Genomic DNA, 22,851 nt, shown 5'->3' with positions numbered 1-22,851 from the left:
GTGGCCCGCCAGGTGCTGGCGCGGCTGGGCATCTTCGCGCTGAGCCTGGCCCTCGCGTCCGTGGTGATCTTCGTGATCACCCAGGCGCTGCCCGGTGACGTCGCCGCCGTCATCCTCGGCCACGGCGCGACGGCGGAGCAGCTCGCCGCCAAGCGGGCCGAGCTGGGCACCGACCGGCCCTTCGTCGTCCAGTACCTCGACTGGGTGTTCGGCATGGCCACCGGGGACTTCGGGCGCTCCTGGTTCTCCGGGCTGCCCGTCGCCACCCTGATCGGCCCGCGCGCCGAGGTGACCATCTCCCTGGTGGTGGGCGGACTCCTGCTCGCCCTGCTCATCGCGCTGCCGCTCGGGGCCGTGGCGGCACTCAAGCGGCGCCAGTGGCCGGGCTTCCTCACCTCGACGGCCGCCCAGGTGGGCATGGCCGTCCCGGCCTTCTGGGCGGGCATCCTGCTCGTGTTCGTCTTCGGCGTCACGCTGGGCTGGCTGCCACCGAACGGCTACGTGCCGATCGGCCGCGACCCGGTCGCTTGGGCGCGCCACCTCGTCCTGCCGGTCACGGCGCTGGGTGTCGTTCAGGCGGCCGTGCTGGTCCGCTACGTCCGCTCGGCTTTCCTCGAGGTGCTGGGCGAGGACCACTACCGCACCGCTCGCTCCATCGGCTGGACGCGCTGGCGGGCGCTCGCACGCCACGGCGTCCGCAACGCCGCCCTCTCCCTGGTCACCGTGGTGGGCCTGCAGTTGGCCGCCGTCATCGTCGGCGCCATCGTCATCGAGCGCGTGTTCGTCCTGCCCGGCCTCGGCTCCCTGCTGCTGGACATGGTGAGCCAGCACGACCTCGCCGTCGTGCGCGGCATCGTCATGCTGCTGGTGCTCGCCGTCCTCGCGATCAACGCCCTGGTCGACGTCAGCTACGTGTTGATCGACCCCCGTCTGCGCGCCCGGGAGTCCTCGTGAAGCGCGCCGAGCTCTGGATCGGGCTGGTCCTGGTCGCGGGCGTCGTGGCGCTGGCGCTGCTGTCGTTCGTGTGGACGCCGTTCAACCCGACCGGCGTCGGTTCGGCACCGCGCCTGGCGCCGCCCGGGTGGCCGCACGTGCTGGGCACCGACCACATGGGAATCGACACGTTCAGCCGGATCCTGGTCGGCGCCCGGTCGGCGTTGTACGTGGGCATCATCGCCGTCGGCATCGCCGCCCTGGTGGGGGTGCCGCTCGGCATTCTCGCCGCGTGGCTGCCGCGCTGGGGCGCCGAGGGCATGATGCGGGCGGTCGACGTCGCCTACGCCTTCCCGGCCCTGCTCCTGGCCATCCTGCTGGCCGGCGTGTTCGGCGCCTCGACCGAGACGGCGATGCTGGCCATCGGCATCGCCACGATCCCGGCGTTCATCCGGGTCACGCGGGCGGGGGCGCTGTCGGTGCTGGCGTCCGACTACGTGCTCGCAGCGCGGGCGTCCGGCACCCCGGTGCCCGTCATCGCGGTGCGGCACGTCCTGCCCAACATCGCCCACCTCGTGGGTGTGCAGGCGTCGGTGAGCTTCGCCATGGCGATCCTCGCAGAGGCGGCCCTGAGCTACCTCGGGCTGGGCACGCCGCCGACCGTTCCCTCGTGGGGGCGCATGCTCGGGGACGCCCAGACCTACCTCTTCAGCCATCCCGGCCAGGCGGTCTGGCCCGGCCTGGCCATCGCGGGCGCCGTGCTCGGGTTCAACCTCGTCGGCGACGGCCTGCGCGACTTCCTCGACCCGAAGCTGCAGGAGGTCTCGTGACCAGCCTGTTGCAGGTGCGCGATCTGTCGATCGCGTTCGGGCGCAAGGACCCGGTCGTCCGCGGCCTCGACCTCGACCTGGCCGCGGGCCAGCGACTCGGCATCATCGGCGAGTCCGGCTCGGGCAAGACCGTGACCGCGCTGGCCATCATGGGGCTGCTGCCCGACAACGCGCGGGTGACCGGCTCGATCCGGCTCGACGGCACCGAACTGGTCGGTCTGTCCGACCGTGCGCTGTCCCGCGTGCGTGGTGACCGGATGAGCATGATCTTCCAGGAGCCCATGACGGCTCTCGACCCGACGATGACGGCCGGCCGCCAGGTGGCCGAAGCGTTCCGCCTGCACCGTGACCGCGACGCCGGCCGGGCCCGAACGGCCGTGCTCGCCATGCTGCGGGCGGTCGGTTTCGACGACGCCGAGCGCGTCGCCGACAGCTACCCTCACCAGCTCTCGGGCGGGCAGCGACAGCGCGTCGTGACGGCGATGGCGCTGGTCAACCGCCCGGGCCTGGTCATCTGCGACGAGCCCACCACCGCGCTCGACGTGACCGTGCAGGCCACCGTCCTGCGGGTGCTCGACGAGGTGCTGGAGGCCGTGGGCGCCAGCTGCCTGTTCATCAGCCACGACCTGGCCGTGGTCTCGCAGCTGTGCTCCGACGTCGTCGTGATGCTGAACGGAAGGGTCGTCGAGCGGGGGACCGCCGAGCAAGTCTTCACCGACCCGCGGCACCCCTATGCGGCCGGTTTGGTCGCCACCGCGCGCCTCGACCTGCTGGAGCCCGGCACCCGCCTGCCCACCGTCGCCGACCACGTCCGGGTGCCCTGATGACCGCCCTCTTCGAGGTCCATGGCCTCACCCGCGTGTACACCACCGGACGCCGCAGCGTTGTCGCGCTGGAAGACGTGAGCCTCACCGTCGAGCCCGGCCAGCGCCTGGGCATCGTGGGGGAGTCGGGGTCGGGAAAGTCCACGCTCGTCCGGCTGATGGCCGGCCTGGACCGGCCCACGTCCGGCACCGTCCACTTCGGCGGCCGGCCGGTCTCGGGCGTGCCCGAACGGCAGCTGGGCTTCCTGCGGGCGTCCGTGCAGTTCGTCTTCCAGGACCCGCGCAGTTCCCTGAACCCCCGCATGCGCGTGGGCGACGTCGTGGCCGAGCCTCTGCGCAGCCCGCTGGTGCGCCGCGAGCTGGGGGCCCTCGACCAGCGCCGCCGCGTCGCCGAGGTGCTGGACGCCGTGGGCCTGCCCGCCGACGCAGCAAGCCGCTACCCGCACGAGTTCTCCGGTGGGCAGCGCCAGCGCATCGCGATCGCCCGGGCGCTGGCGCCTTCGCCGCAGGTGCTCATCGCCGACGAGGCCGTCTCCGCCCTCGACGTGTCGGTGCGCGCCCACGTGCTGAACCTGCTGATGGCGCTGGTGGACGACCTCGGCCTCACCCTGCTGTTCGTCAGTCACGACCTGGCCGTCGTCCGCCACGTGTGCCCGGACGCCGTCGTCCTGCAGGGCGGACGGATCGTCGAGCGCGGCCCCACCCAGCGGCTGTTCACGGCCCCGGAGCACCCCTACACCGCCCGACTGGTGGCCGCGATCCCGACGTTCCGCGCCCGGTCGTAGAATCCCCCGGGTGAAGGCGCTCCTCCTCGAGAACATCCACCCGGCTGGCATCCGGCTCCTGACCGATCGCGGTTACGAGGTGGAGACCCTGCCGAGCGCACTCGGCGAGGACGACCTCATCGCCGCCCTCGACGGCGTCGACCTGCTGGGCATCCGCTCCAACACGATGCTGACGCCGCAGGTGTTCGCTGCGGCGCCCCGGCTGCGGGCCGTGGGGGCCTTCTGCATCGGCACCAACCAGATCGCCCTCGATGAGGCGACCCGGCACGGCGTCGCCGTGTTCAACGCCCCCTACAGCAACACCCGCTCGGTGGTGGAGTTGGCCATCGGCGAGATCATCGCGATGGCACGCCACCTGACCGACCACAACGCCCGCATGCACGCCGGCGAGTGGGTGAAGTCGGCCAAGGGCAGCCACGAGATCCGCGGGCGCTCTCTGGGCATCGTCGGCTACGGCAACATCGGCTCCCAGCTGTCGGTGGTGGCCGAGAGCCTCGGCATGCGGGTGCTGTTCTACGACATCGTCGACCGCCTCGCGCTGGGCAACGCCCGCCGGATGGAGTCGCTGGAGGAGCTGCTGTCCGAGGCCGAGACCATCTCGCTGCACGTGGACGGCCGCACCGCCAACCGGGGCATCTGGGGTGAGGCCGAGTTCTCGATGATGCGGCCCCGCTCGCTGTTCCTCAACCTGTCGCGCGGGTTCGTGGTCGACACCGACTCGCTCAAGCGCCACCTCGACTCCGGCCACATCGCCGGCGCCGCGATCGACGTGTTCCCCACCGAGCCGAAGAAGAACGGGCCCGGCTTCGACAACCCGCTGCGCGGCACCCCGAACGTCATCCTGACCCCGCACGTCGCCGGTTCCACCGAGGAGGCGCAGGAGAACATCGGGTACTTCGTGGCGAACAAGCTGGCCGACTACGCCGAGAACGGCTCCACGGTGCTGTCGGTGAACTTGCCGGCCGTCCAGGCCCAGCGCCCCGGCGCCCGCCGCATCATGCACCTGCACCGCAACGTGCCGGGTGTCCTGGCGACGATCAACACGATCCTCGCCGAGCACGGCACCAACATCGAGGGCCAGACGCTGGCGACGCGCGGCCAGACCGGCTATGTGGTGCTGGACATCGCCGGCGAGGTGTCGGACGCCGTGGTCGCGGCCCTGAAGGCGATGCCCGAGGCAGTCCGCGTCGAGGTGCGCTGACGCCCCGTGGGCGGCGGAGACGCGCGTGTGCGAGGAGAAGATCGAGCCGGTCGCGTAGAACTTGGTGCCGGTCAGGGTCCACGGGCCGTCGCCCGCGGGTGCCGGGGTGAGGACCGTGTTGAGCGTGCCCAGCGCGTTGCCGCCCTTCTCGGTGGACGCGTTGCCGACCGTGGCGCCGGCCAGGATCCGGGCATGCCAGCGCTCGCGGACGGCGGCGGGCTGGAAGCGGAGGGAGTCGAGGAAGCCCAGGTGCGAGCGGTAGAGGTGCGCGACGTTCGCGTCCGCCTCCGCGAGGTCGATCAGCAGGGGCGACGGCGGTCCGCACGTCCACACCGGGCCCACCGGCCTCCGCGGGGACCCGCAGCGTGGCGAAGCCGGCCTCGTTGAGCGCGCGGACCTCCTCGAACGGGAGGATCCGGCGGCGGTCGCGCTCGCGGGAGCCGGCGGCGATCCGCGCGAACACCGGGGCGAAGTGGCGGCGCAGGCCGGCCAGGTCGCGGGGCAGGTCGGCGGGGCGCGCGAGCGCCGGGACGGTGCCGAGCGGGGTGGGCGTGGCTGCGGGCGGCGCGGACGCGTCCGTCTGGTCGGTGAACGGCATGTCGATCTCCTCGGTCCGGAGGCGGGCACCCCGCCGGGCACGATGCCGCGGGGCGTGGGGCACGTGGAGTCCCACGCTAAGAGCGGCGCCGGGGCGGGCCGGGGGTGGCGGTCACATTCGGCGGGCCGGACGCGGGGAGCGCGCCGGCCGGGGCCGGGGCGGCGCGGCGCGCCCCTAGGCTGAGCCCGTGCGTCTCGTCCTGCTCGTCCTGCTCTCGCTGCTGAGCCAGCAGCTCGGCGCGTCCGTGGCGGGCCTGCTGTTCGACGACGTCGGCGCGTCCGCCATGGTCGCCCTGCGCGTGGTGTTCTCCGCGGCCGTGCTGCTGCTCGTCACCCGGCCGAGCCGCGCCGCCCTCGCCGGACTGGGCACCCGGGGGTGGGCCGCCGTCGTCGGGCTGGGGGCGGCCATGACCGGCATGAACCTGGCCATCTACGAGGCGTTCGCGCGGATCCCGCAGGGCGTGGCCGTGACGTTCGAGGTGCTCGGGCCGCTGGCGCTGTCCGTGGCGGCGCGGCCGTCGTGGGGGTCGGCGGCGTGGGCGGCCCTCGCGCTCGCCGGGATCGGGGTGCTCGGCCGGGAGGGGTTCAGCGCGGACGGCGGGATCGGCGGGGCGGGGCTGGACCCGGTGGGGGTGGCGCTCGCGCTGGCCGCGGCGGCGTGCTGGGCGGGGTACATCCTGCTCTCGCGGCGCGCGGGGACCCATCTGCCGGGGGTGCAGGGGCTGGCCCTGGCGACGGCGGCCGGGTCCCTCGTGGCGCTGCCGGTCGGCGTCGCGACGGCGGGGGCGGCCGTGCTCTCCCCCGTGGTGCTGGTCGTGGGGCTGGCCGTGGCCTTGCTGTCCACGGCGGTGCCGTACGGGATCGACCTGCAGGTGCTGCGCCGCATGCCGACCGCACTGTTCTCCCTGCTGACGTGCCTCTCGCCGATCGCGGCGGCGCTGACCGCGTGGGCCGTGCGCGGGCAGGAGCTCACCCCGCTGGACCTGGCGGGGATGCTGCTGGTCATCGCGGCGTGCGCAGCCGCCGTCTGGACGGGCCGATCACCGGGTGTGGCGGGCGGGGCCCGTGGCTAGCCTGGGTGGATGCCCCACCCGCCCCATCCCGCCCCCGACGACGTCCCCGCCGCCGAGCGCGACGCCCTGCGCCGTGGCCGGCTGCGTCCGTGGCTGCCGTTCCTGCTCGCGGCCGCGCTGTGCCTGGCACTGCTGGGGTGGGCCCTCGTCGCCCTGCCGGGCCTGCCGGAGCGGGTGCCCACGCACTGGGGCGTCGACGGGCGGCCGGATGCGTGGGAGGACACCTCGTTCGGCACGGTGGCGGCGGGGCCGCTGATCGGCCTCGGCATGACGGGGTTCCTGGCCCTGGTCTCCGCGATGGTCACCGCCCTGGTCCCCACGGATCCGGGGCTGTCCCCGTGGCGGCGCGTGCGCCAGGCGGGGGTGCACCGCGGGGTCCAGGAGTGCCTCGGGTGGTCGTGCGTGCTCATCGTGCTGGTGCTGGCCCCGACGACGGCCGAGGTGCTCGCCGCCGGGGCGTGGACGATGCCGTGGTGGCTCCTGCCCCTCACGCTGACCGTGCTCATGGTGGGCATCTTCCCGGCGATGCGGGCCGGCATTCGGCGGTGGACGCGCTGGTCGGACCGCGTCGCGGCGGAGCTCGGGTACCGGCCCACGGCCGCGGAGCTCGCCGAGGACGAGGTGTGGACGCCCCTGGGGCTCAAGCGCGACCCCGAGGACCCGGCCGTCTTCCCCGCCAAACGCCCCGGCTACGGCGTGGGTGTGACGGTCAACCTCGCCACCCCGGCGGGCCGGTGGCTGGTGCGCGGATTCGTGGCCGTGTTCATCGTCGGCCTGCCGCTGGCGCTCTGGCTCGGCGCGTTCGCCGCGCGGTGAGGCGGACCGTGCCCGACGACGTCGCCGTCCGCCTGCTCCTGATCGCGGACACCCACATCCCGCAGCGTGCCCGTGCCCTGCCCGCGCAGATGCGGGCCGAGGTGGCGCGGGCCGACGTCGTGCTCCACGCCGGCGACTGGGTGACCGAGGACGTGCTCGACGACCTCGACGCGCGGGCCGTCCGGCTGGTGGGCGTGTGGGGCAACAACGACGGGCCGGGGCTGCGGGCGCGGCTGCCCGAGGTGGCGCGGGTGGAGATCGGCGGGGTGCGGATCGCGATGGTCCACGAGACGGGCCCGGCGGCCGGCCGTGAGCGCCGCATGGCCGCGGCGTTCCCGGATGCGGACGTGCTGGTCTTCGGGCACAGCCACATCCCGTGGGACACCGTGGCCGGGCCGGAGACCGCGAACCCGGGCCTGCGGCTGCTGAACCCCGGCTCCTGCACGGACCGGCGGCGGCAGCCGGTGTGCACGCTGATGCGCGCGGTGGTGCGGGGCGGGCGGCTCGAGGACGTGGAGCTGGTGCCCGTGGACCGCACGCCCTGACACCCCGCCCCGACCTCTCGCCCGCACGGCTTGCCCCCACAGCCGTGCCACGCCATGGAGCGGCCATCGACGCGACGTGACGGTGTGGTCGACGCATCGCATGACACGTCTATGGTTTGCGTGGGTCGCATCACATCCGCGTGACAGCTCCGCACTCCGACGCCTGAGATCCCGGGCCCCATGGTCCGGGGGCGCGACGCCATCCCCGGTGTGCCGGACGGCGGCCCGGCATGAGCACTTCGACAAGGAGACCAGCATGAGACGTGCACAACGATGGGTGGCCGGCGTCGCGACGGCCGCGCTCCTCACCACGATGTCAGCCTCCCCTGCCGCCGCGGCCGCCGCGGGCGCAGGCGCCCCGCGGAAGCAGGACGCCGCCCGCATCTCCGGGTTCCTCGGGGGCAACGTCTGGACGCTGTTCGGCTTCGGCTCGTGCGCCGAGCTCGTGATGGAGCTCCGCCGATGAACGCGCTCCTTCTCGCCCTCCTGGCCGTCGTCGCGGTCAGCGCCTTCGTCCTCGCCTGGATGTTCACCGCGGCCCGCCGCCGCGGCGAGCAGTCGGTGCCTGTGAGCTCCGGCATCGCCGCCGTGGTGACGTTCGTGGCCGCCGTCGTCTACAGCAGCCAGTCCGCCGACGGCGGCTGGGGCGTGCGCCTCGCGGGCGTCGGCGTGCTCGTCGTCGCCCTGCTCCTCGGGGCGTTGGCGGGCCGGCGCGGCCCCGCGCAGGCCTGACCCCCACGCACCCACGCCCCGCCCCCGGACCCCCGGGGGCGGGGCGTCCGTGCCTCCGGGGTGCGGCCGGCCCCGCGTGACGCTCTGCGACGTGCCCACCCTGCCCCCGGCGCGCCTCGCCCGGGACAATGGGACGGACTGTCCCGAAGCCTCCATCGAAAGGACCCCCGTGGCTGACCACGAGTTCGGCTTCCGCACCCAGGCGCTGCACGCGGGCGCCGTCCCGGACGCCGTCCACGGCTCCCGCGCGGTGCCGATCCACCAGACCAGCTCGTTCGTGTTCGAGTCCGCCGAGGACGCCGCCAACCTCTTCGCGCTGCAGAAGTACGGCAACATCTACTCGCGGATCGGCAACCCCACGGTCGCCGCGTTCGAGGAGCGCGTCGCCACGCTGGAGGGCGGCATCGGCGCCGTCGCGACGGCGTCCGGCATGGCCGCCGAGTTCGTCACCTTCGCGGCCCTCGCCGGGGCCGGCGACCACATCGTGGCGTCCTCGAAGCTCTACGGCGGCACGATCACCCAGCTGGACGTGTCCCTGCGCCGGTTCGGCGTGGAGACCACGTTCGTGGACTCCGCCGAGGCCGCGGACTTCGAGGCCGCCCTCCAGCCCAACACCAAGGCGGTCTACACGGAGATCGTCGCCAACCCCTCCGGTGACGTCGTGGACCTGCCGGGCCTGACCGACGTCGCCCACCGGCACGGCGTGCCGCTCGTCGTGGACGCGACCCTCACCCCGCCCTACCTGATCCGGCCGATCGAGCACGGCGCGGACATCGTCATCCATTCGGCCACGAAGTTCCTCGGCGGGCAGGGCACCACGCTCGGCGGCGTCGTGGTGGAGTCCGGCCGCTTCCCGTGGGACAACGGCAAGTTCCCGTCGATGACCGAGCCCGTGCCCTCGTACGGCGGCGTCTCCTGGTGGGGGAACTTCGGCGAGTACGGCTTCCTCACCAAGCTCCGCTCGGAGCAGCTGCGCGACTTCGGCCCGTCGCTGGCCCCGCAGTCGGCGTTCCAGCTGCTGCTCGGCGTCGAGACGCTGGCCCCGCGCATGGACGGCCACCTCGCCAACGCGCAGGCCGTGGCGCAGTGGCTGGACGAGGACCCGCGCGTCTCCTGGGTCCGCTACGCGGGGCTGCCCGACCATCCGCACCACGCCCGCGCGCAGCAGCTGCTGCCCCGGGGCGTCGGCTCGGTGTTCAGCTTCGGTGTGGCCCCGGCAGCCACGGACACCGACGACGGCGCCTCCGGTCCGGAGGCCGGGCGCGCGACGGCGTCGCGCTTCATCTCCGCGCTGCAGCTGGCCTCCCACCTGGCCAACATCGGCGACGCGAAGACGCTGGTGCTGCACCCCGCCACGACGACCCATCAGCAGCTCACCGCCGAGCAGCTCGTGGCCGCGGGCATCCCGGCGGACCTGATCCGCATCTCGGTGGGCATCGAGGACGTCGAGGACATCCTCTGGGACCTGGACCAGGCCCTCACCGCGGCCACCGGCCGCACCCGCGACGACGACGGCGCCCCGGCCGCGCCGAAGGAGGCCTGAGCCGTGAGCACCACCCACCCCGAGCGCACCTGGACCGGCCCCGGCGCCCCCGAGCGCCTGGCGATCCTGCGGCGCACCCGCTCGATCGCGATCGTCGGCGCCTCGGACAAGCCGGCCCGTGCGTCCTACTTCGTGGCCACGTACCTGCTGAGCTCGACCACGTACGACGTCTACTTCGTCAATCCCGTGCTCGCCGCGGCCGGCAAGGAGATCCTCGGCCACCGCGTCTACGCCTCGCTGGACGACCTGCCCGTCACCCCGGACCTCGTGGAGGTGTTCCGCAAGTCCTCCGACGCCCCCGAGGTGGTGGCGGACGCCGCCCGCGTGGGCGCCCGGACCGTGTGGCTGCAGCTGGGCATCTGGAACGAGGACGCCGCGCGTCAGGCCGAGGCCGCGGGCCTGGAGATCGTCATGGATCGCTGCGTGAAGATCGAGCACGCCCGCTTCCACGGCGGGCTCAACCTCGCCGGCTTCGTCACCGGCGTGATCAGCTCGCGGCGCCAGGAGCTGGACCGCTAGACGGGCGACGCCCCGTGTCGGGCGTCGTCCGGCCCTCGTTGCGCACCCGCCCGTCGATGGCGTGGGATGGTCCCATGACCTCCGAGCTCCCCTCCCCGTCCCTCTCCCCCGCCTGGACCGGCCGCACCGACGGCGACGCCCCCGAGCACCTGCGCTGGCACCAGGTCGTCCGCCCCGCCGACGGCCGCGGCGATCCCACGACGACGCAGCGCCACCCCGGCGCCGGCGCTCCGACGTCGGGCGCGCGGTCCACGGCGCTCGTCGGCTTCGCCTCGGACGAGGGCGTGCGCCGGAACCACGGCCGCGTGGGCGCCGAGGACGGCCCGGAGGCGCTGCGCGGCGCACTCGCCTCGCTGGCGTACCTCGAGGGCACGGGCGCGCTCGTGGACGCGGGCGACGTGTCCGTGGCCCGCGGCGACGACGACGCCCCGGGGGAGCTCGAGGCGGGCCAGGTCGAGCTGGGCACGGTGGTCAGCGGGCTGCTGAACGCGCACGACCTGGCCGTGGTGCTCGGTGGTGGACACGAGACCGCCTACGCCTCGATCACGGGCCTGACCGGCTCGACGCGCGTGGGTGCGGGCACCCGCGTGGGCATCCTCAACCTGGACGCGCACTTCGACCTGCGCGAGGCGCCGCGGCCCAGCTCCGGCACCCCGTTCCTGCAGGCGCTGCGCGACGCCGAGGGGGCGGAGCATCAGCTCTCCTACGCGGTGGTGGGCATCAGCGAGGCCAACAACACCCGGGCCCTGTTCGACACCGCGCGCGAACGCGGGGTCACGTGGGTGACCGACGAGCAGGCCCAGACCGCCGACGTCACCGGCGTGCGCCGCTGGGTGCGCTCCTTCATCAACGCGGTGGACGTGCTCTACCTGACGATCGACCTGGATGTGCTGCCGGCCGCCGTCGCCCCGGGGGTGAGCGCACCGGCCGGCTTCGGCGTGCCGTACGAGGTGATCCACGCGTGCACGCTGGAGGCCACCCAGTCCGGGAAGCTGGCCCTGGCCGACGTCGTGGAGCTCAACCCCGCCCTGGACGTGGACGGCCGCACGGCGAAGGCCGCGGCCCGGCTGATCCACACGATCGTCAGCCGTCACCGCACGGACGCCTCGCTGCTGGCCTGAGGCGGGCCGGGGGTCCATTCAGGCGCGGGGGGGCCGCGCGCCTCAGCGTCCCTCCGCCCACGGGGCAGGGGCTCGGCGCTGCCGTGGGCCGCGCTGCTGGCCGTGGCGTTGCTGTTCGGCGTCAACGGCGCCGTCTGGTCCGAGGTGCTGCCCACGGCGGTGCGCGCCAAGGGCGTGGCCACCATGCTCTCGCTGGCCACCGCGATCTTCGGCGGCACGGCGCCGTACCTGATCACGTGGCTGACGGCGCAGGGGTGGACCAGCGTGTTCCCGATCTACCTCATGGTGGTCGGCGGCCTCACCGGGTTGACCGGCCTGTTCATGAAGGAGACGAAGGACGTGGACCTGGCGGCCTGAGCCGGGCCGACCGGGCCCGATTCCCCGGCCGCCCCCTCCGCACACAGAGTGGTCACGACACGCCGTCCATTCCAGACGCACGCGGCATGTCGTGATTACTCTGTGGCGTCGGGCCGCTCGGCAGCGTCAGTGCCCCTCGGCCCCGGCGCCCTCGGACTCCTCGGCCAGGTCCTGCGGCTCGGCGTCGGCGGACACGCCCGCGAGCGCCTCCGCCACGGCGGCCAGCACGGACCCGTCGCGCAGGGCCTGCTCGGCGGCGGCCAGCTGCGTCGCCATGTACTGGTCCGGGCCGGGGCCGGGGACACCGGCCTCGCGGATCACGCGGACGGCGGCACCGGTCGCGGCGGAGGGCTGCAGCGGGGCGCGCAGCTCGATCGCGCGGGCGGCGGCCACGAGCTCGACGGCGAGCACGCGCCGGAAGTTCTCCACGGCCGAGCGCAGCTTGCGGGCGGCGTGCCAGCCCATGGACACGTGGTCCTCCTGCATCGCGGAGGACGGGATGGAGTCCACGGACGCGGGCACGGCCAGGCGCTTCATGTCCGAGACGAGCCCGGCCTGCGTGTACTGGGCGATCATCATGCCGGAGTCCACGGCCGGGTCGTCCACGAGGAACGCGGGCAGCCCGTGCGAGCGGGCCGGGTCCAGCATGCGGTCGGTGCGGCGCTCGGACATGCTGGCGACGTCGGCCACCGGGATGGCCAGGAAGTCCAGCACGTACGCCACGGGCGCCCCGTGGAAGTTGCCGTTCGAGCTCACCCGGCCGTCGTCGAGCACCACCGGGTTGTCCACGGTGGCGGCGAGCTCACGCTCGGCCACGGTGCGCACGTACGCGAGGGTGTCGCGCAGGCCGCCGGCCACCTGCGGGGCGCAGCGCAGCGAGTAGGCGTCCTGCACGCGGGAGTCGCCCTCCTTGTGGCTGGCCACGATCGGCGAGCCCGCCAGGATCTTCAGCATCCGGTCGGCGGAGGTCGCCTGGCCCGGGTGGGGGCGCAGCGGCAGGTGCAGCTCCGGCACGAACACGCGGTCGGTGCCGAGCAGCGCCTCCACGGACATCGCGGCGGTGAGGTCCACGGTGTCGGCGAGCTCCTCGAGGTCGGCCAGCGCCATGATGAGCATGCCGAGCATGCCCTCGGTGCCGTTGACGAGGGCCAGGCCCTCCTTCTCCCGCAGCTCGACCGGCTCGATCCCGGCCTCGGCGAGCGCCTCGCCGGCCGGACGCAGCGCGCCGTCCGTCCCGACGACGTCGCCCTCGCCCATCAGCGCCAGGGCCACGTGGGAGAGCGGTGCGAGGTCACCGGAGCAGCCCAGGGAGCCGAACTCGCGCACGGCGGGGGTGATGCCCGCGTTGAGCATGGCCACGAAGGTCTCGACCACCACGGGGCCACGCCCGTGCGGCCGGAGGCGAGCGTGGTGGCCCGCAGGAACATCAGCGCGCGGACGACCTCGCGCTCCACCACGGGGCCCATGCCGGCGGCGTGGGAGCGGATCAGCGACTTCTGCAGCTGCGCGCGGGACTCGAGCGGGATGTGCTTGTCCGCGAGCGCGCCGAAGCCGGTGGAGACGCCGTAGGTGGGGTCTCGGCCTCGGCCAGCGCCTCGACGTGGCGGCGCACCGCGCCGACGGTCTCGAGCACGTCGTCGGCGAGCACCACGCGGGCGTCGTGGCGGGCCACGGCGACGACGTCGTCCAGGGTGGCCCCGGACGTGCCGAGCGTGACGGTGACGGGAGGGGTGGTCATGGTGATGCGTTCTCCTTGCTGTCGGTCGATCAGACGGCCCGGCGGCCCGCGCGCCAGACCGCGTGGGTCAGCGGCATGCCGGGGCGGTAGGCCAGGTGGATGGCGGCGGGGGCGTCGAGCACGTGCAGGTCGGCGCGCTTGCCGACCTCGAGGCTGCCGACGCGGTCCTGCGCCCGCAGGCCGAGGGCCCCGCCGAGGGTGGCGGCGCGCACGGCTTCGGCGAGGGTCAGGTGCATCTGCAGCACGGCGGTGCCCACGTTGAAGTTCATGGACGTGGTGTAGCTGGTGCCCGGGTTGCAGTTCGAGGCCAGGGAGACCTCGATGCCGGCGTCGAGCAGGCGACGCGCGGGCGCCAGCGGGGCGCGGGTGGACAGGTCGCACGCGGGCAGGCAGCCGGCCACGGTGCCGGGCGTGCCGGTGGCCGAGGCGCGGTCCCAGCCGGTCCAGGTGCCGGCCAGGGCCTCGACGTCCGCGTCGGAGAGGTGGTTGACGTGGTCCACGGAGGCGGCGCCGAACTCCACGGCCACGCCCACGCCCGGGCCCTGCTCGATCTGGTTGCCGTGCAGGCGCACGCCCAGGCCCGCCGCCACGCCGGCGGCGAGCACGCGGCGGGTCTGCTCGGCGTCGAAGGCGCCGGTGTCGCAGAACACGTCCACCCAGCCCGCGTGCTCCCGCACGGCCTCGAGCATCGGTCCGACGACGTCGTCGAGGTAGTCCTCCGCGTCCCGGCCCGGGGGCACGAGGTGGGCACCGAGGAAGGTCACCTCGTCCACGAGGCCCTCCTCGCGCAGCCCGGCCAGCAGGCGCGCGTGGCGCGCCTCCTCCTCCACGGTGAGCCCGTAGCCGGTCTTGGTCTCGAGGTAGGTGGTGCCGCCGGCCACCGCGTCGGCCACCCGGCCGCGGACCAGCTCGGCCAGGCGGTCGTCCGAGGCGGCACGGGTGGCGGAGGTGGTCACGCCGATGCCGCCGGCCGCGTAGGACTCGCCGGCCATGCGGGCCTCGAACTCGGCGGAGCGGTCCCCGTCGAACACGAGGTGCGTGTGGGAGTCCACCCAGCCGGGCAGCACGGCGCGGCCCTCGACGGACACCCGGTCGTCCGCGTCCGGGGCGTCCGCGGCGGGGCCGATCCAGGCGATGCGCTCGTCCTCGACGACGACGGCCGCGTCCGTGAGCACCCGCCCTTCGGGGTCGACGGTGGTCAGCTCGGCGATGTCGGTGATGAGCGTGGAGCGCATGGGGGCCTCTCTGCGGGACGGACAGGGGTGGGGCGGTGGGGCGGGCCTCAGGTGAGCGCGGCCACCAGGTGGGCCAGCGGCGTGGCCAGCACGATGGTGAGCGCCACGCGCTCGACCCAGATCACCAGGAGGTGCCACATCTTCACGGGGATGTCCGTGGCCAGGATGGCAGGAACCACCGCGGAGAAGAAGATGATCGCGGAGACGCAGACGACGCCGATCACGAACCGGGCGACGAGGTCCTCGTGACCGGCCGCCATCGTGGCCGGGATGAACATCTCGGCGATCGAGGTGGCGGAGGCCGAGGCCAGCAGGCCGGGGTCAGAGTAGCCCAGCGCCCAGAACAGCGGGTAGAAGATCACGCCGATCCACTCGAACACGGGCGTGTACGTGGCCAGGACCAGGGCGATCAGGCCCACGGACATGATGGAGGGCAGGATCTGGAGCACCATCACGAGGCCGTCCCGGAAGTTGACCCAGATGTTCTTCGGCAGGGGCGGAGCCTCGGCGAGGGTCTGCTCGGCGGCGCGCAGGGCCACGCGGAAGCGGTCCCGGGTGACGGCCTGCTCGGGCGAGTGCACCGCGCCGGGGTACACCTCGTCCGGGATGCGGTTCAGCGGCGGGATGCGCACGGTGATGGCCGTGACCACGAACGTCACCACGAGGGTGCCGAAGAAGTACCAGAGCCAGATGTCCATCAGGCCCAGCGTCTTGGCGACGATCACCATGAAGGTCGCGGACACCGTGGAGAAGCCGACGGCGATGATCGCCGCCTCGCGGGCCGTGTAGCGGCCCCCGGTGTACATGCGGTTCGTCAGCAGCAGGCCCAGGGCGTAGGAGCCCACGAAGGAGGCGACGGCGTCGACGGCGGCGCGGCCGGGCACGCGCCAGATCGGCCGCATGGCCGGGCGCAGGTAGACGCCCACGAACTCCATGAGGCCGTAGCCGATCACGAGGGCCAGGAAGACGCCGCCGATGGGCACGATCAGGCCCACGGGGACCACGAGCTTGTCCATCAGGAACGGGCCGATGCTCTTGTCCAGGATCCAGCTCGGGCCCACGCCGAACACGACCATCGCCGAGGCGACCAGGCCGAGCACGGCGAGGAACGCGAAGACCGTCCGCGTGGTGCTGGTCCGCCAGCGGCCCGAGGCGAACGGGTACACGGCGCCGGCGGCGATGATGGCCAGGCCCACCCAGCGGTCGGCCGGGCCGAGCAGCCCGCGCACCCAGGTCACCAGGTGGTCCAGGGGGATGGAGCTCGCCCCGTTGATCGTGACGGGCACGAAGAACATGACGATGCCGATCGCCGAGTAGACGATCATGCGCCAGCGCGCCGGCGGGCGGGGCGCGTCGGCCTCGATCGCGGCCATCGCGGTGGTGTCGGTGTGCAGCTCGTGGTCTGCGGGGCGGGACGAGTCCATCGTGGTGTCCTTTCGATCGCGAGCCGGACGGGCGGCCGCCCGTCCGGCTCGCGGCGGTGAAGTCGTCGGACGGCGGCGGCGCGGCGGCACCGTCGTCGTCCGGCGACGTGACCGGGGTCAGTCCCGGATCGTGGCCTCCATGGGCACACGGACGCCGCGCTCCTTCGCCACCTCGGCGGCGCGGGAGTAGCCGGCGTCGACGTGGCGGATGACGCCCATGCCGGGGTCGTTGGTGAGCAGCGCCTCGAGCTTGGCCGCGGCCAGCTCGGTGCCGTCGGCAACGCCCACCTGGCCGGCGTGGATGGACCGGCCGATGCCGACGCCGCCGCCGTGGTGGATCGACACCCAGGTGGCGCCGGAGGAGGTGGCGGTCAGGGCGTTCAGCAGCGGCCAGTCGGCGATCGCGTCGGAGCCGTCCAGCATGGACTCGGTCTCGCGGTACGGGGAGGCCACGGAGCCGGAGTCGAGGTGGTCGCGGCCGATCACGATCGGCGCCTTGACCCTGCCCTCGGCCACGAGCTGGTTGAAGAGCAGGCCGGCCTTGTGGCGCTCGCCGTAGCCCAGCCAGCAGATGCGGGCCGGCAGGCCCTCGAACTCCACGAACTCGGCGGCGCCGTCGAGCCAGCGGTGCAGGTGCTCGTTCTCGGGGAACAGCTCCTTCAGGGCCTCGTCGGTCACGCGGATGTCCTCCGGGTCGCCGGAGAGGGCGGCCCAGCGGAACGGGCCGAGGCCCTCGCAGAACAGCGGGCGGATGTAGGCCGGGACGAAGCCCGGGAACTCGAAGGCGCGGGAGTAGCCGGCCTTGCGGGCCTCGTCGCGGATGGAGTTGCCGTAGTCGAAGACCTCGGCGCCGATGTCCTGGAAGCCGACCATGGCCTCGACCTGGCGGGCCATGGACTCCTGGGCCTTCTTGGTGAAGGTGTCCGGGTCGGCCTCGGCCTCGGCGTGCCAGTCCTTCTCGTCGATCTCGATCGGCAGGTAGGACAGCGGGTCGTGCGCGGAGGTCTGGTCCGTGACGATGTCGATCTCGATCTCGCCGCGCTTCTGGCGCTCGAGCAGCTCGGGGAAGACCTCGGCGGCGTTGCCCACGAGGCCCAGGGAGACGGCCTCGCCGTCGTTCTTGGCCTGCATGACGCGCGCCACGGCCTTGTCGATGTCCGTCTCCACCTCGTCCAGGTAGCGCTTGCCCATGCGGCGGCGCAGGCGGTCCTCCGAGACGTCCACGATCAGGCAGACGCCCCCGTTGAGGGTGACGGCCAGGGGCTGGGCGCCGCCCATGCCGCCGCAGCCGCCGGTCAGGGTGAGGGTGCCCTTGAGGGTGCCGTCGTACTTCTTGCGGCCGATCGCGGCGAAGGTCTCGTAGGTGCCCTGCAGGATGCCCTGGGTGGCGATGTAGATCCAGGAGCCGGCGGTCATCTGGCCGTACATCATCAGGCCCTCGGCCTCGAGCTTGCGGAACTCCGGCCACGTGGCCCAGTCGCCCACGAGGTTGGAGTTGGCGATCAGCACGCGCGGGGCCCACTTGTTGGTGCGGAACACGCCCACCGGCTTGCCGGACTGCACCAGGAGGGTCTCGTCCTCCTCGAGGTCCTTGAGGGTGGCGACGATGGCGTCGTAGGCCTCCCAGGAGCGGGCCGCGCGGCCGGTGCCGCCGTAGACGACGAGGTCCTCGGGACGCTCGGCGACCTCGGGGTCCAGGTTGTTCATGAGCATCCGCAGCGGGGCCTCGGTCTGCCAGGACTTGGCGGAGAGCTCGGTGCCGCGCGGGGCGCGGATGGTGCGGGACGGGTCGTGCTGGGTGAAGCCCTCGGCCATGGCAGTTCCTCTCGACGGGGTGCGTGCGCCGCCGGGACGGGTGGCCCCGGTGATTTCACGGCTCGGCATGCATTTTCGATCATTGAAACAGTGACTCGGCTCACGCACAAGCCCGATCCGCGTGCGGCCACGGGAGCTCAGGCGCGGTCCAGCTCCGCCAGCAACCGCAGCACGGCGGGCTGCCACGAGGAGTCCGACGCACCGTCGGCGACCAGCGCCCGCCACGTCTCCAGCACGTGCGCGCGGATGGCCGCGGCGGCGTCCGGCGCCACCGAGGCGGTGTCGGCGAACAGGGCGGCGGTGAAGGCTTCCACGTCGGCCTCGGTCATGTCGTCGGGGGTGATGCGGCCCATGGCGTACAGCGCCGCCGGGATGCAGTTGACGGAGTGCTGCTTGATGTAGAGCACCGTGTCGGCGATCGCGACCGCCCCGCCGAACAGGCGGGCGCCGAGGGCGGCGTCCAGGCGGCGGTAGAAGGTCCAGGCCAGGACGACCACCATGATGTGCAGGCTGGGCACGCACAGCAGGTGCGGGTCGAAGGCGTGGATGGCGAGGAACCGCCCCCTGAGGTACCGCGGACGCCGCGTGGTCGACATGGTCGTGCCGTACACCTCGGCCGCCTCCTGGTAGCAGCGACGGATGAGGCCGAGGAACTCCACCGCGGCCCGGCGCTGCGCCGTCGCCCCGTGCAGGCGCCGCACGTCGTCCAGAGGACGGATCCAGAACGCGATGAAGTCCAGGTACACCCCGACGCGGGCGGGCTCGAAGGGCACCAGGGCGTCCAGCGGGTGGTCGACGTCGACGACCCGCACCCGGCGCAGCCCGAGGCGCACGGAGAACTGCAGCCAGAAGAAGTCCGTCAGCACGGTGGTGACGAACCGGGCCGCGGCAGCCGCGGGGTCGCGGTGCCGGATCACCTGCAGGCAAACGACCGGCGCCGACGCCGGCGTGGTCAGGGGAGTGGCTCCAGCTCGGCGGTGGGCTCGACCGGGGCCAGCGCGCCGGCCACCTCCTCGTGGAGGCGTCCGTTCGTGGCGAGCGCACCCGGGCCGGCCACGCCGTCGACGCCGTCGATGTTGGTGAAGCGGCCACCGGCCTCGCGGACGATGACGTCCAGGGCGGCCATGTCGTGCAGGGCAAGATCGGGCTCGGTCGCGATGTCGACGGCCCCCTCGGCGAGGAGCATGTAGCTCCAGAAGTCGCCGTAGGCGCGCGTGCGCCAGCACTCGCGCATGAGGTCGACGAACCCCTGCCCGCGGCCCGAGTCAACCCAGCCGTGGATCGAGGAGTACGACAGCGAGGCGTCCGCCACGGCGTCCACCGCCGAGACCTGCAGGCGCGAGGCGTTCATCAGCGACTTGCCGGTGTAGGCGCCGCCGCCCTCGGACGCCCACCAGCGGCGCTGCAGGGCCGGCGCGGAGACCAGCCCCACCACGACGCGGTCCCCCTCCATGAGCGCGATGAGCGTGGCCCACACGGGAACGCCCCGGACGAAGTTGCGGGTGCCGTCGATCGGGTCGATCACCCAGCGGCGGGGGCCCCAGCCGGTGTCCTCACGCTCCTCGCCGTGCACGGCGTCGCGCGGGCGGGCGCGCTTCAGGGTCGCGCGGATCGCGTCCTCGACGGCAATGTCGGCGTCGGTGACCTCGGTCAGGTCGGGCTTGCTCGTCACCGTCAGGTTCTGGGCCTTGAAGCGGCCCACCGTGATGGCGTCGGCGTTGTCGGCGAGGACGTGGGCGAGGCGCACGTCGTCGACGTAGGAGGCGTCCGGCATGCGTACCACCCTAGTGGTCGCGCCCACGGCAACCGGTGAGGCTCACTCCCACGCGGCAGGGCTGGTCCAGACCTTCTCCATACGGCGGAACGACTCCAGCCGCTCCGGACGCAGGCGTCCCTCGGCGACGGCGGCGTCCAGCGCGCACTCGGGGGCGGTCGAGTCGTGTTTGCAGCCGCGGGGGCACTCGTCGACGAGCTCGTAGAGGTCGTCGAAGGCGGCGAGCACCGAGTCCGTGGTCACGTGCGACAGCCCGAACGACCGGACGCCGGGGGTGTCGATCACCCAGCCACCCGGCTCGGGCAGCTCCAGGGCGATCGCCGAGGTGGACGTGTGCCGCCCGCGCCCGGTGACCTCGTTGACGACGCCGGTGGCGCGGTGGGCGTCCGGGATCAGGGCGTTGACGAGCGTGGACTTGCCGACTCCGGAGTGCCCGACGAAGACGGTGCGGTGGCCGGCCAGCAACGCGCGCAGGCGGGTGAGGTCGGCGCCGGGCTCGACGACGATGGCCTCCACGTCGAGGCCGGCGTAGGCGGCCAGCAGCTCGTCCGGCGGAGCCAGGTCGGCCTTGGTGAGCACCAGCAGCGGCTCGAGGCCGGCGTCGTAGGACGCGACGAGGATGCGGTCGATCATGCCCATCCGCGGGGGCGGGTCGGCCAGCGCGGTGACGATCGCGAGCTGGTCGGCGTTGGCGACGATCGGGCGCTCGAACGGGTCGTTGTCGTCGGCGGTGCGGCGCAGGACGGTCTCCCGCTCGGTCACCTCCACGATGCGGGCCAGCGTGCCCTCGGCGCCGGACGTGTCACCGACGACGCGGGCGCGGTCGCCGACGATGACACCCTTGCGGCCGAGCTGCCTGGCCTTCGCGGCCAGCACGCGGCGATGGCCGTGCTCGTTGTCGAGGTCGACCGAGTAGCGGCCACGGTCGACCGTGATGACCAGCCCCACCTCGGCGTCGGAGTAGTCGGGACGGTCCTTGGTGCGCGGCTTGGTGCGGCGCTGTGGGCGTCCGAAGCCGTGGTGCTCGTCGCGCTCGAGCGCCCGGCGGCTCACGCGCCCACCAGCCCGGACCAGAGGCCCGCGAAGTCGGCCATGGTCTTGGTGGTGGCGCCGATGTCGTCCAGCTCCACGCCGGGCACGGACAGCCCCAGGACGGCGCCGGCGTGGGCCATCCGGTGGTCGGCGTAGGTGCCCCAGGCGCCGCCCGCCAGCGGACGCGGCTCGATGGCCAGCCCGTCGGCGGTCTGATGGACGCCCGCCCCCCGCTGGGACAGCTCGGTCTCGAGCGCGGCGAGGCGGTCGGTCTCGTGGCCGCGGATGTGCGCGACGCCGCGGATGCTTCCCGGCCCGTCGGCGGTGGCCAGCAGGGCGGCGGCGATGCAGGTGAGCTCGCTGGCGTCGGTCAGGTCGAGGTCCGCGCCCTTCACGCGCCCGGTGCCGGACACGGTGACGTAACCGTCGGTGCGGGTGACGACGCCGCCCAGCGCGTCCAGCACGCCCAGGATGGTGTCGGCCGCCTGCACGGTGTGCCGGGGCCACGCCACGGTCACCGCCCCGGCGGTCGGCAGGGCGGCGGCCAGGAAGACGGCGGCGTTGACCAGGTCGGGCTCGATCGTCTCATCGCGGGCGTCGATGGGGCCGGGCTCGACGCGCCAGGACGCCGGGCCGACCTCCTCGGCTCCCACGCCACGGTCGCGGAGCATGGCCAGGGTCAACCCGATGTGCGGGCGGCTGGGGACCGCCTCGCCCCGGTGGTGCAGCGTGAGCCCCTCGTCGAAGCGGGCCGCCGACAGCAGCAGCCCGGAAACGAACTGGCTGGACCCGGACGCGTCGATCGTGGCCTCGCCGCCGCGCACCGACCCGGTGCCGTGGACGGTGAACGGGAGCGCGCGCCCGTCGATGCGGGCGCCGGCCTGGGCCAGCCCGTCCAGCAGGGGAGCGACGGGGCGCACCTCGGCCTCGCGGTCGCCCGTGAACGCAGTGGTGCCCTCAGCCAGCGCCGCCAGCGGGGGCACGAAGCGCATGATCGTGCCGGCCAAGCCGACGTCAACGGCCCCGGGTCGGAAGGCGTCCGGGGGCGTCACGGTCACGGTGCCGTCGTCGTGGTCGGTGTACCCGACGCCGAGCGTGGCCAGCGCACCCCGCATGAGGCGCGTGTCGCGGGCGTCCAGCGCCCCAACCAGGCGGGACGGGCCGTCGGCCAGCGCCGCCAGCACGTGGGCGCGGGCGGTCGCCGACTTGGAGCCGGGGACGATGACGGAGCCCCGGACGGGACCGGCGGCGGTGGGTGCGACCCAGCGGGTCACGGGCGGGGGGCGCCTGTCACGGCAGAGCGGACTCGAGGTTCTTCAGCGCCAGCTTCGACTGGAGCTCAGCCTGCCGCTTGAAGTGCCGGATGTCCTTGGCCAGGGCCTTGCCGGTGTTCCCGGTGCGGCGCGCCACGATGGACGCGGTGCGCTCGGCTTCGGTGGCCAGCCGCTTGCGGGTGTCGTGGGCACGCCACAGGAGGCTGGGCTGGCCGGCGGTGTCCTGCGAGACGACCAGGGCGGCACCGAGCAGGGCCAGGTTCTTGAGCAGCTGGGCGCGCATGGTCTGCTTCTCGGCCTCGGTGTTGCCCTGGGCGTTGGCGGCCAGCACGTGCGGCACGAGCGAGGCCGCAGCCAGGTAGCCGCCACCACGGCGTCCGAGGCCGGTGGCCATGCCGAGGCCGCCCAGCACCGACAGCGCGCCGTTGAGGCGCACGAGCGTGTCCGGATCCTCCGGCACGTAGGCGGACGCCTCGGGCGGGAGGGTCCGCTGCGCCAGGGGGACGAAGCGCTGCGCGATGGGTCCGGCAGCGGGGGCGAACTGGGCCGGGTCCTTGACCGCCTTGGCGCCCTGGACGATGAAGTAGCCACCCAACAACAGGCGGCCGATTCCGCGCACGAGATTCATGCCCCATTCCTACCACGGCCGCCAAGCGACGGGAACAAACACCGGCGAGGCCGCG

22 protein-coding genes and 1 pseudogene are annotated in these 22,851 nt (G+C 73.7%); 14 read left to right on the top strand and 9 right to left on the bottom strand.

What is annotated here, in order from left to right; all coding sequences use genetic code 11:
* From ET989_RS08320 to ET989_RS08250, 14 genes are all read left to right on the top strand, one after another.
* Positions 1–954: an ABC transporter permease gene (locus ET989_RS08320; protein WP_131168081.1), complete on the top strand. Its 954-nt coding sequence runs from the start codon at positions 1–3 to the stop codon at positions 952–954.
* Positions 951–1,763, top strand: coding sequence for an ABC transporter permease (locus ET989_RS08315; RefSeq protein WP_131168080.1), 813 nt, complete (start codon positions 951–953; stop codon positions 1,761–1,763). Before ET989_RS08320 ends, ET989_RS08315 begins: the two co-directional genes overlap by 4 nt.
* Positions 1,760–2,587: an ABC transporter ATP-binding protein gene (locus ET989_RS08310; RefSeq protein ID WP_131168079.1), complete on the top strand. Its 828-nt coding sequence runs from the start codon at positions 1,760–1,762 to the stop codon at positions 2,585–2,587. Before ET989_RS08315 ends, ET989_RS08310 begins: the two co-directional genes overlap by 4 nt.
* The gene (locus ET989_RS08305) at positions 2,587–3,372 is read left to right on the top strand and encodes an ABC transporter ATP-binding protein (RefSeq protein WP_131168078.1); all 786 of its coding nucleotides are present in this window, start codon (positions 2,587–2,589) and stop codon (positions 3,370–3,372) included. The genes ET989_RS08310 and ET989_RS08305 overlap by 1 nt, the downstream gene beginning before the upstream one ends.
* A gap of 10 nt (positions 3,373–3,382) precedes the next feature.
* Complete coding sequence (gene serA, locus ET989_RS08300) at positions 3,383–4,573, top strand: phosphoglycerate dehydrogenase (protein WP_131168077.1); 1,191 nt, start codon at positions 3,383–3,385, stop codon at positions 4,571–4,573.
* Between the two features lie 785 nt (positions 4,574–5,358).
* Positions 5,359–6,243 carry an EamA family transporter gene (locus ET989_RS08290; RefSeq protein WP_131168076.1) on the top strand — a complete coding sequence of 295 codons (885 nt, stop codon included), beginning with the start codon at positions 5,359–5,361 and terminating at the stop codon, positions 6,241–6,243.
* 9 nt (positions 6,244–6,252) lie between these two features.
* Entirely contained in the window at positions 6,253–7,059 is an 807-nt protein-coding gene (locus ET989_RS08285; protein WP_131168075.1) for a DUF1648 domain-containing protein, read from the top strand.
* Positions 7,060–7,067: 8 nt separating this feature from the next.
* Positions 7,068–7,604 (top strand): metallophosphoesterase family protein, encoded by a 537-nt coding sequence (locus tag ET989_RS08280; RefSeq protein WP_131168074.1) that lies wholly within the window; start codon positions 7,068–7,070, stop codon positions 7,602–7,604.
* A gap of 256 nt (positions 7,605–7,860) precedes the next feature.
* On the top strand, positions 7,861–8,070 hold the full coding sequence (locus ET989_RS08275; protein WP_131168073.1) for a hypothetical protein: 210 nt from the start codon (positions 7,861–7,863) through the stop codon (positions 8,068–8,070).
* The gene (locus ET989_RS08270; RefSeq protein WP_131168072.1) at positions 8,067–8,336 is read left to right on the top strand and encodes a hypothetical protein; all 270 of its coding nucleotides are present in this window, start codon (positions 8,067–8,069) and stop codon (positions 8,334–8,336) included. Before ET989_RS08275 ends, ET989_RS08270 begins: the two co-directional genes overlap by 4 nt.
* Before the next feature lie 169 nt (positions 8,337–8,505).
* Positions 8,506–9,879, top strand: coding sequence for an O-acetylhomoserine aminocarboxypropyltransferase/cysteine synthase family protein (locus ET989_RS08265; RefSeq protein ID WP_131168071.1), 1,374 nt, complete (start codon positions 8,506–8,508; stop codon positions 9,877–9,879).
* A 3-nt stretch (positions 9,880–9,882) separates the two neighbouring features.
* The gene (locus ET989_RS08260) at positions 9,883–10,398 is read left to right on the top strand and encodes a CoA-binding protein (RefSeq protein WP_002857647.1); all 516 of its coding nucleotides are present in this window, start codon (positions 9,883–9,885) and stop codon (positions 10,396–10,398) included.
* A gap of 74 nt (positions 10,399–10,472) precedes the next feature.
* Positions 10,473–11,519: a formimidoylglutamase gene (gene hutG / locus ET989_RS08255; RefSeq protein ID WP_131168070.1), complete on the top strand. Its 1,047-nt coding sequence runs from the start codon at positions 10,473–10,475 to the stop codon at positions 11,517–11,519.
* Between the two features lie 102 nt (positions 11,520–11,621).
* Complete coding sequence (locus tag ET989_RS08250; RefSeq protein WP_206662276.1) at positions 11,622–11,876, top strand: hypothetical protein; 255 nt, start codon at positions 11,622–11,624, stop codon at positions 11,874–11,876.
* Positions 11,877–12,002: 126 nt separating this feature from the next.
* Here the strand turns inward: ET989_RS08250 and hutH are convergent.
* The 9 genes and pseudogenes from hutH to ET989_RS08205 all read right to left on the bottom strand — a co-directional run bounded on the left by hutH (position 12,003) and on the right by ET989_RS08205 (position 22,796).
* Positions 12,003–13,614: pseudogene (gene hutH, locus ET989_RS08245) on the bottom strand (histidine ammonia-lyase).
* Between the two features lie 29 nt (positions 13,615–13,643).
* Positions 13,644–14,849: an imidazolonepropionase gene (gene hutI, locus ET989_RS08240; RefSeq protein WP_010079574.1), complete on the bottom strand. Its 1,206-nt coding sequence runs from the start codon at positions 14,847–14,849 to the stop codon at positions 13,644–13,646.
* A gap of 47 nt (positions 14,850–14,896) precedes the next feature.
* Positions 14,897–16,273 (bottom strand): YjiH family protein, encoded by a 1,377-nt coding sequence (locus ET989_RS08235; protein ID WP_131168069.1) that lies wholly within the window; start codon positions 16,271–16,273, stop codon positions 14,897–14,899.
* A gap of 117 nt (positions 16,274–16,390) precedes the next feature.
* Entirely contained in the window at positions 16,391–18,088 is a 1,698-nt protein-coding gene (gene hutU, locus ET989_RS08230; RefSeq protein WP_131168068.1) for a urocanate hydratase, read from the bottom strand.
* 137 nt (positions 18,089–18,225) lie between these two features.
* On the bottom strand, positions 18,226–19,005 hold the full coding sequence (locus ET989_RS08225; protein ID WP_131168067.1) for a hypothetical protein: 780 nt from the start codon (positions 19,003–19,005) through the stop codon (positions 18,226–18,228).
* A 35-nt stretch (positions 19,006–19,040) separates the two neighbouring features.
* Positions 19,041–19,862, bottom strand: coding sequence for an inositol monophosphatase family protein (locus ET989_RS08220; RefSeq protein ID WP_131168066.1), 822 nt, complete (start codon positions 19,860–19,862; stop codon positions 19,041–19,043).
* Between the two features lie 42 nt (positions 19,863–19,904).
* Positions 19,905–20,936 carry a ribosome small subunit-dependent GTPase A gene (gene rsgA / locus ET989_RS08215; protein WP_421958217.1) on the bottom strand — a complete coding sequence of 344 codons (1,032 nt, stop codon included), beginning with the start codon at positions 20,934–20,936 and terminating at the stop codon, positions 19,905–19,907.
* Positions 20,912–22,168, bottom strand: coding sequence for a 3-phosphoshikimate 1-carboxyvinyltransferase (gene aroA, locus ET989_RS15250; protein WP_131168065.1), 1,257 nt, complete (start codon positions 22,166–22,168; stop codon positions 20,912–20,914). The genes rsgA and aroA overlap by 25 nt, the downstream gene beginning before the upstream one ends.
* 16 nt (positions 22,169–22,184) lie before the next feature.
* A complete protein-coding gene (locus ET989_RS08205; protein WP_131168064.1) occupies positions 22,185–22,796 on the bottom strand; it encodes a DoxX family membrane protein in 612 nt (203 codons plus the stop codon).
* Between the last annotated feature and the right edge of the window lie 55 nt (positions 22,797–22,851).

Source organism: Propioniciclava sinopodophylli (genome assembly GCF_004324755.1).
Classification (GTDB): domain Bacteria; phylum Actinomycetota; class Actinomycetes; order Propionibacteriales; family Propionibacteriaceae; genus Propioniciclava; species Propioniciclava sinopodophylli.
Note: the sequence above shows the minus strand (reverse complement) of the source record. Positions and strands in the feature narration are given on the sequence as shown.

Excerpts from the sequence above, each read along its gene's own strand:
- hutG (WP_131168070.1), top strand. The coding sequence starts at position 10,473 with ATGACCTCCGAGCTCCCCTCCCCGTCCCTCTCCCCCGCCTGGACCGGC.
- ET989_RS08270 (WP_131168072.1), top strand. The coding sequence starts at position 8,067 with ATGAACGCGCTCCTTCTCGCCCTCCTGGCCGTCGTCGCGGTCAGCGCC.
- ET989_RS08285 (WP_131168075.1), top strand. The coding sequence starts at position 6,253 with ATGCCCCACCCGCCCCATCCCGCCCCCGACGACGTCCCCGCCGCCGAG.
- hutU (WP_131168068.1), bottom strand. The coding sequence starts at position 18,088 with ATGGCCGAGGGCTTCACCCAGCACGACCCGTCCCGCACCATCCGCGCC.
- ET989_RS08205 (WP_131168064.1), bottom strand. The coding sequence starts at position 22,796 with ATGAATCTCGTGCGCGGAATCGGCCGCCTGTTGTTGGGTGGCTACTTC.
- ET989_RS08235 (WP_131168069.1), bottom strand. The coding sequence starts at position 16,273 with ATGGACTCGTCCCGCCCCGCAGACCACGAGCTGCACACCGACACCACC.
- ET989_RS08220 (WP_131168066.1), bottom strand. The coding sequence starts at position 19,862 with ATGCCGGACGCCTCCTACGTCGACGACGTGCGCCTCGCCCACGTCCTC.
- hutI (WP_010079574.1), bottom strand. The coding sequence starts at position 14,849 with ATGCGCTCCACGCTCATCACCGACATCGCCGAGCTGACCACCGTCGAC.
- ET989_RS08275 (WP_131168073.1), top strand. The coding sequence starts at position 7,861 with ATGAGACGTGCACAACGATGGGTGGCCGGCGTCGCGACGGCCGCGCTC.
- ET989_RS08305 (WP_131168078.1), top strand. The coding sequence starts at position 2,587 with ATGACCGCCCTCTTCGAGGTCCATGGCCTCACCCGCGTGTACACCACC.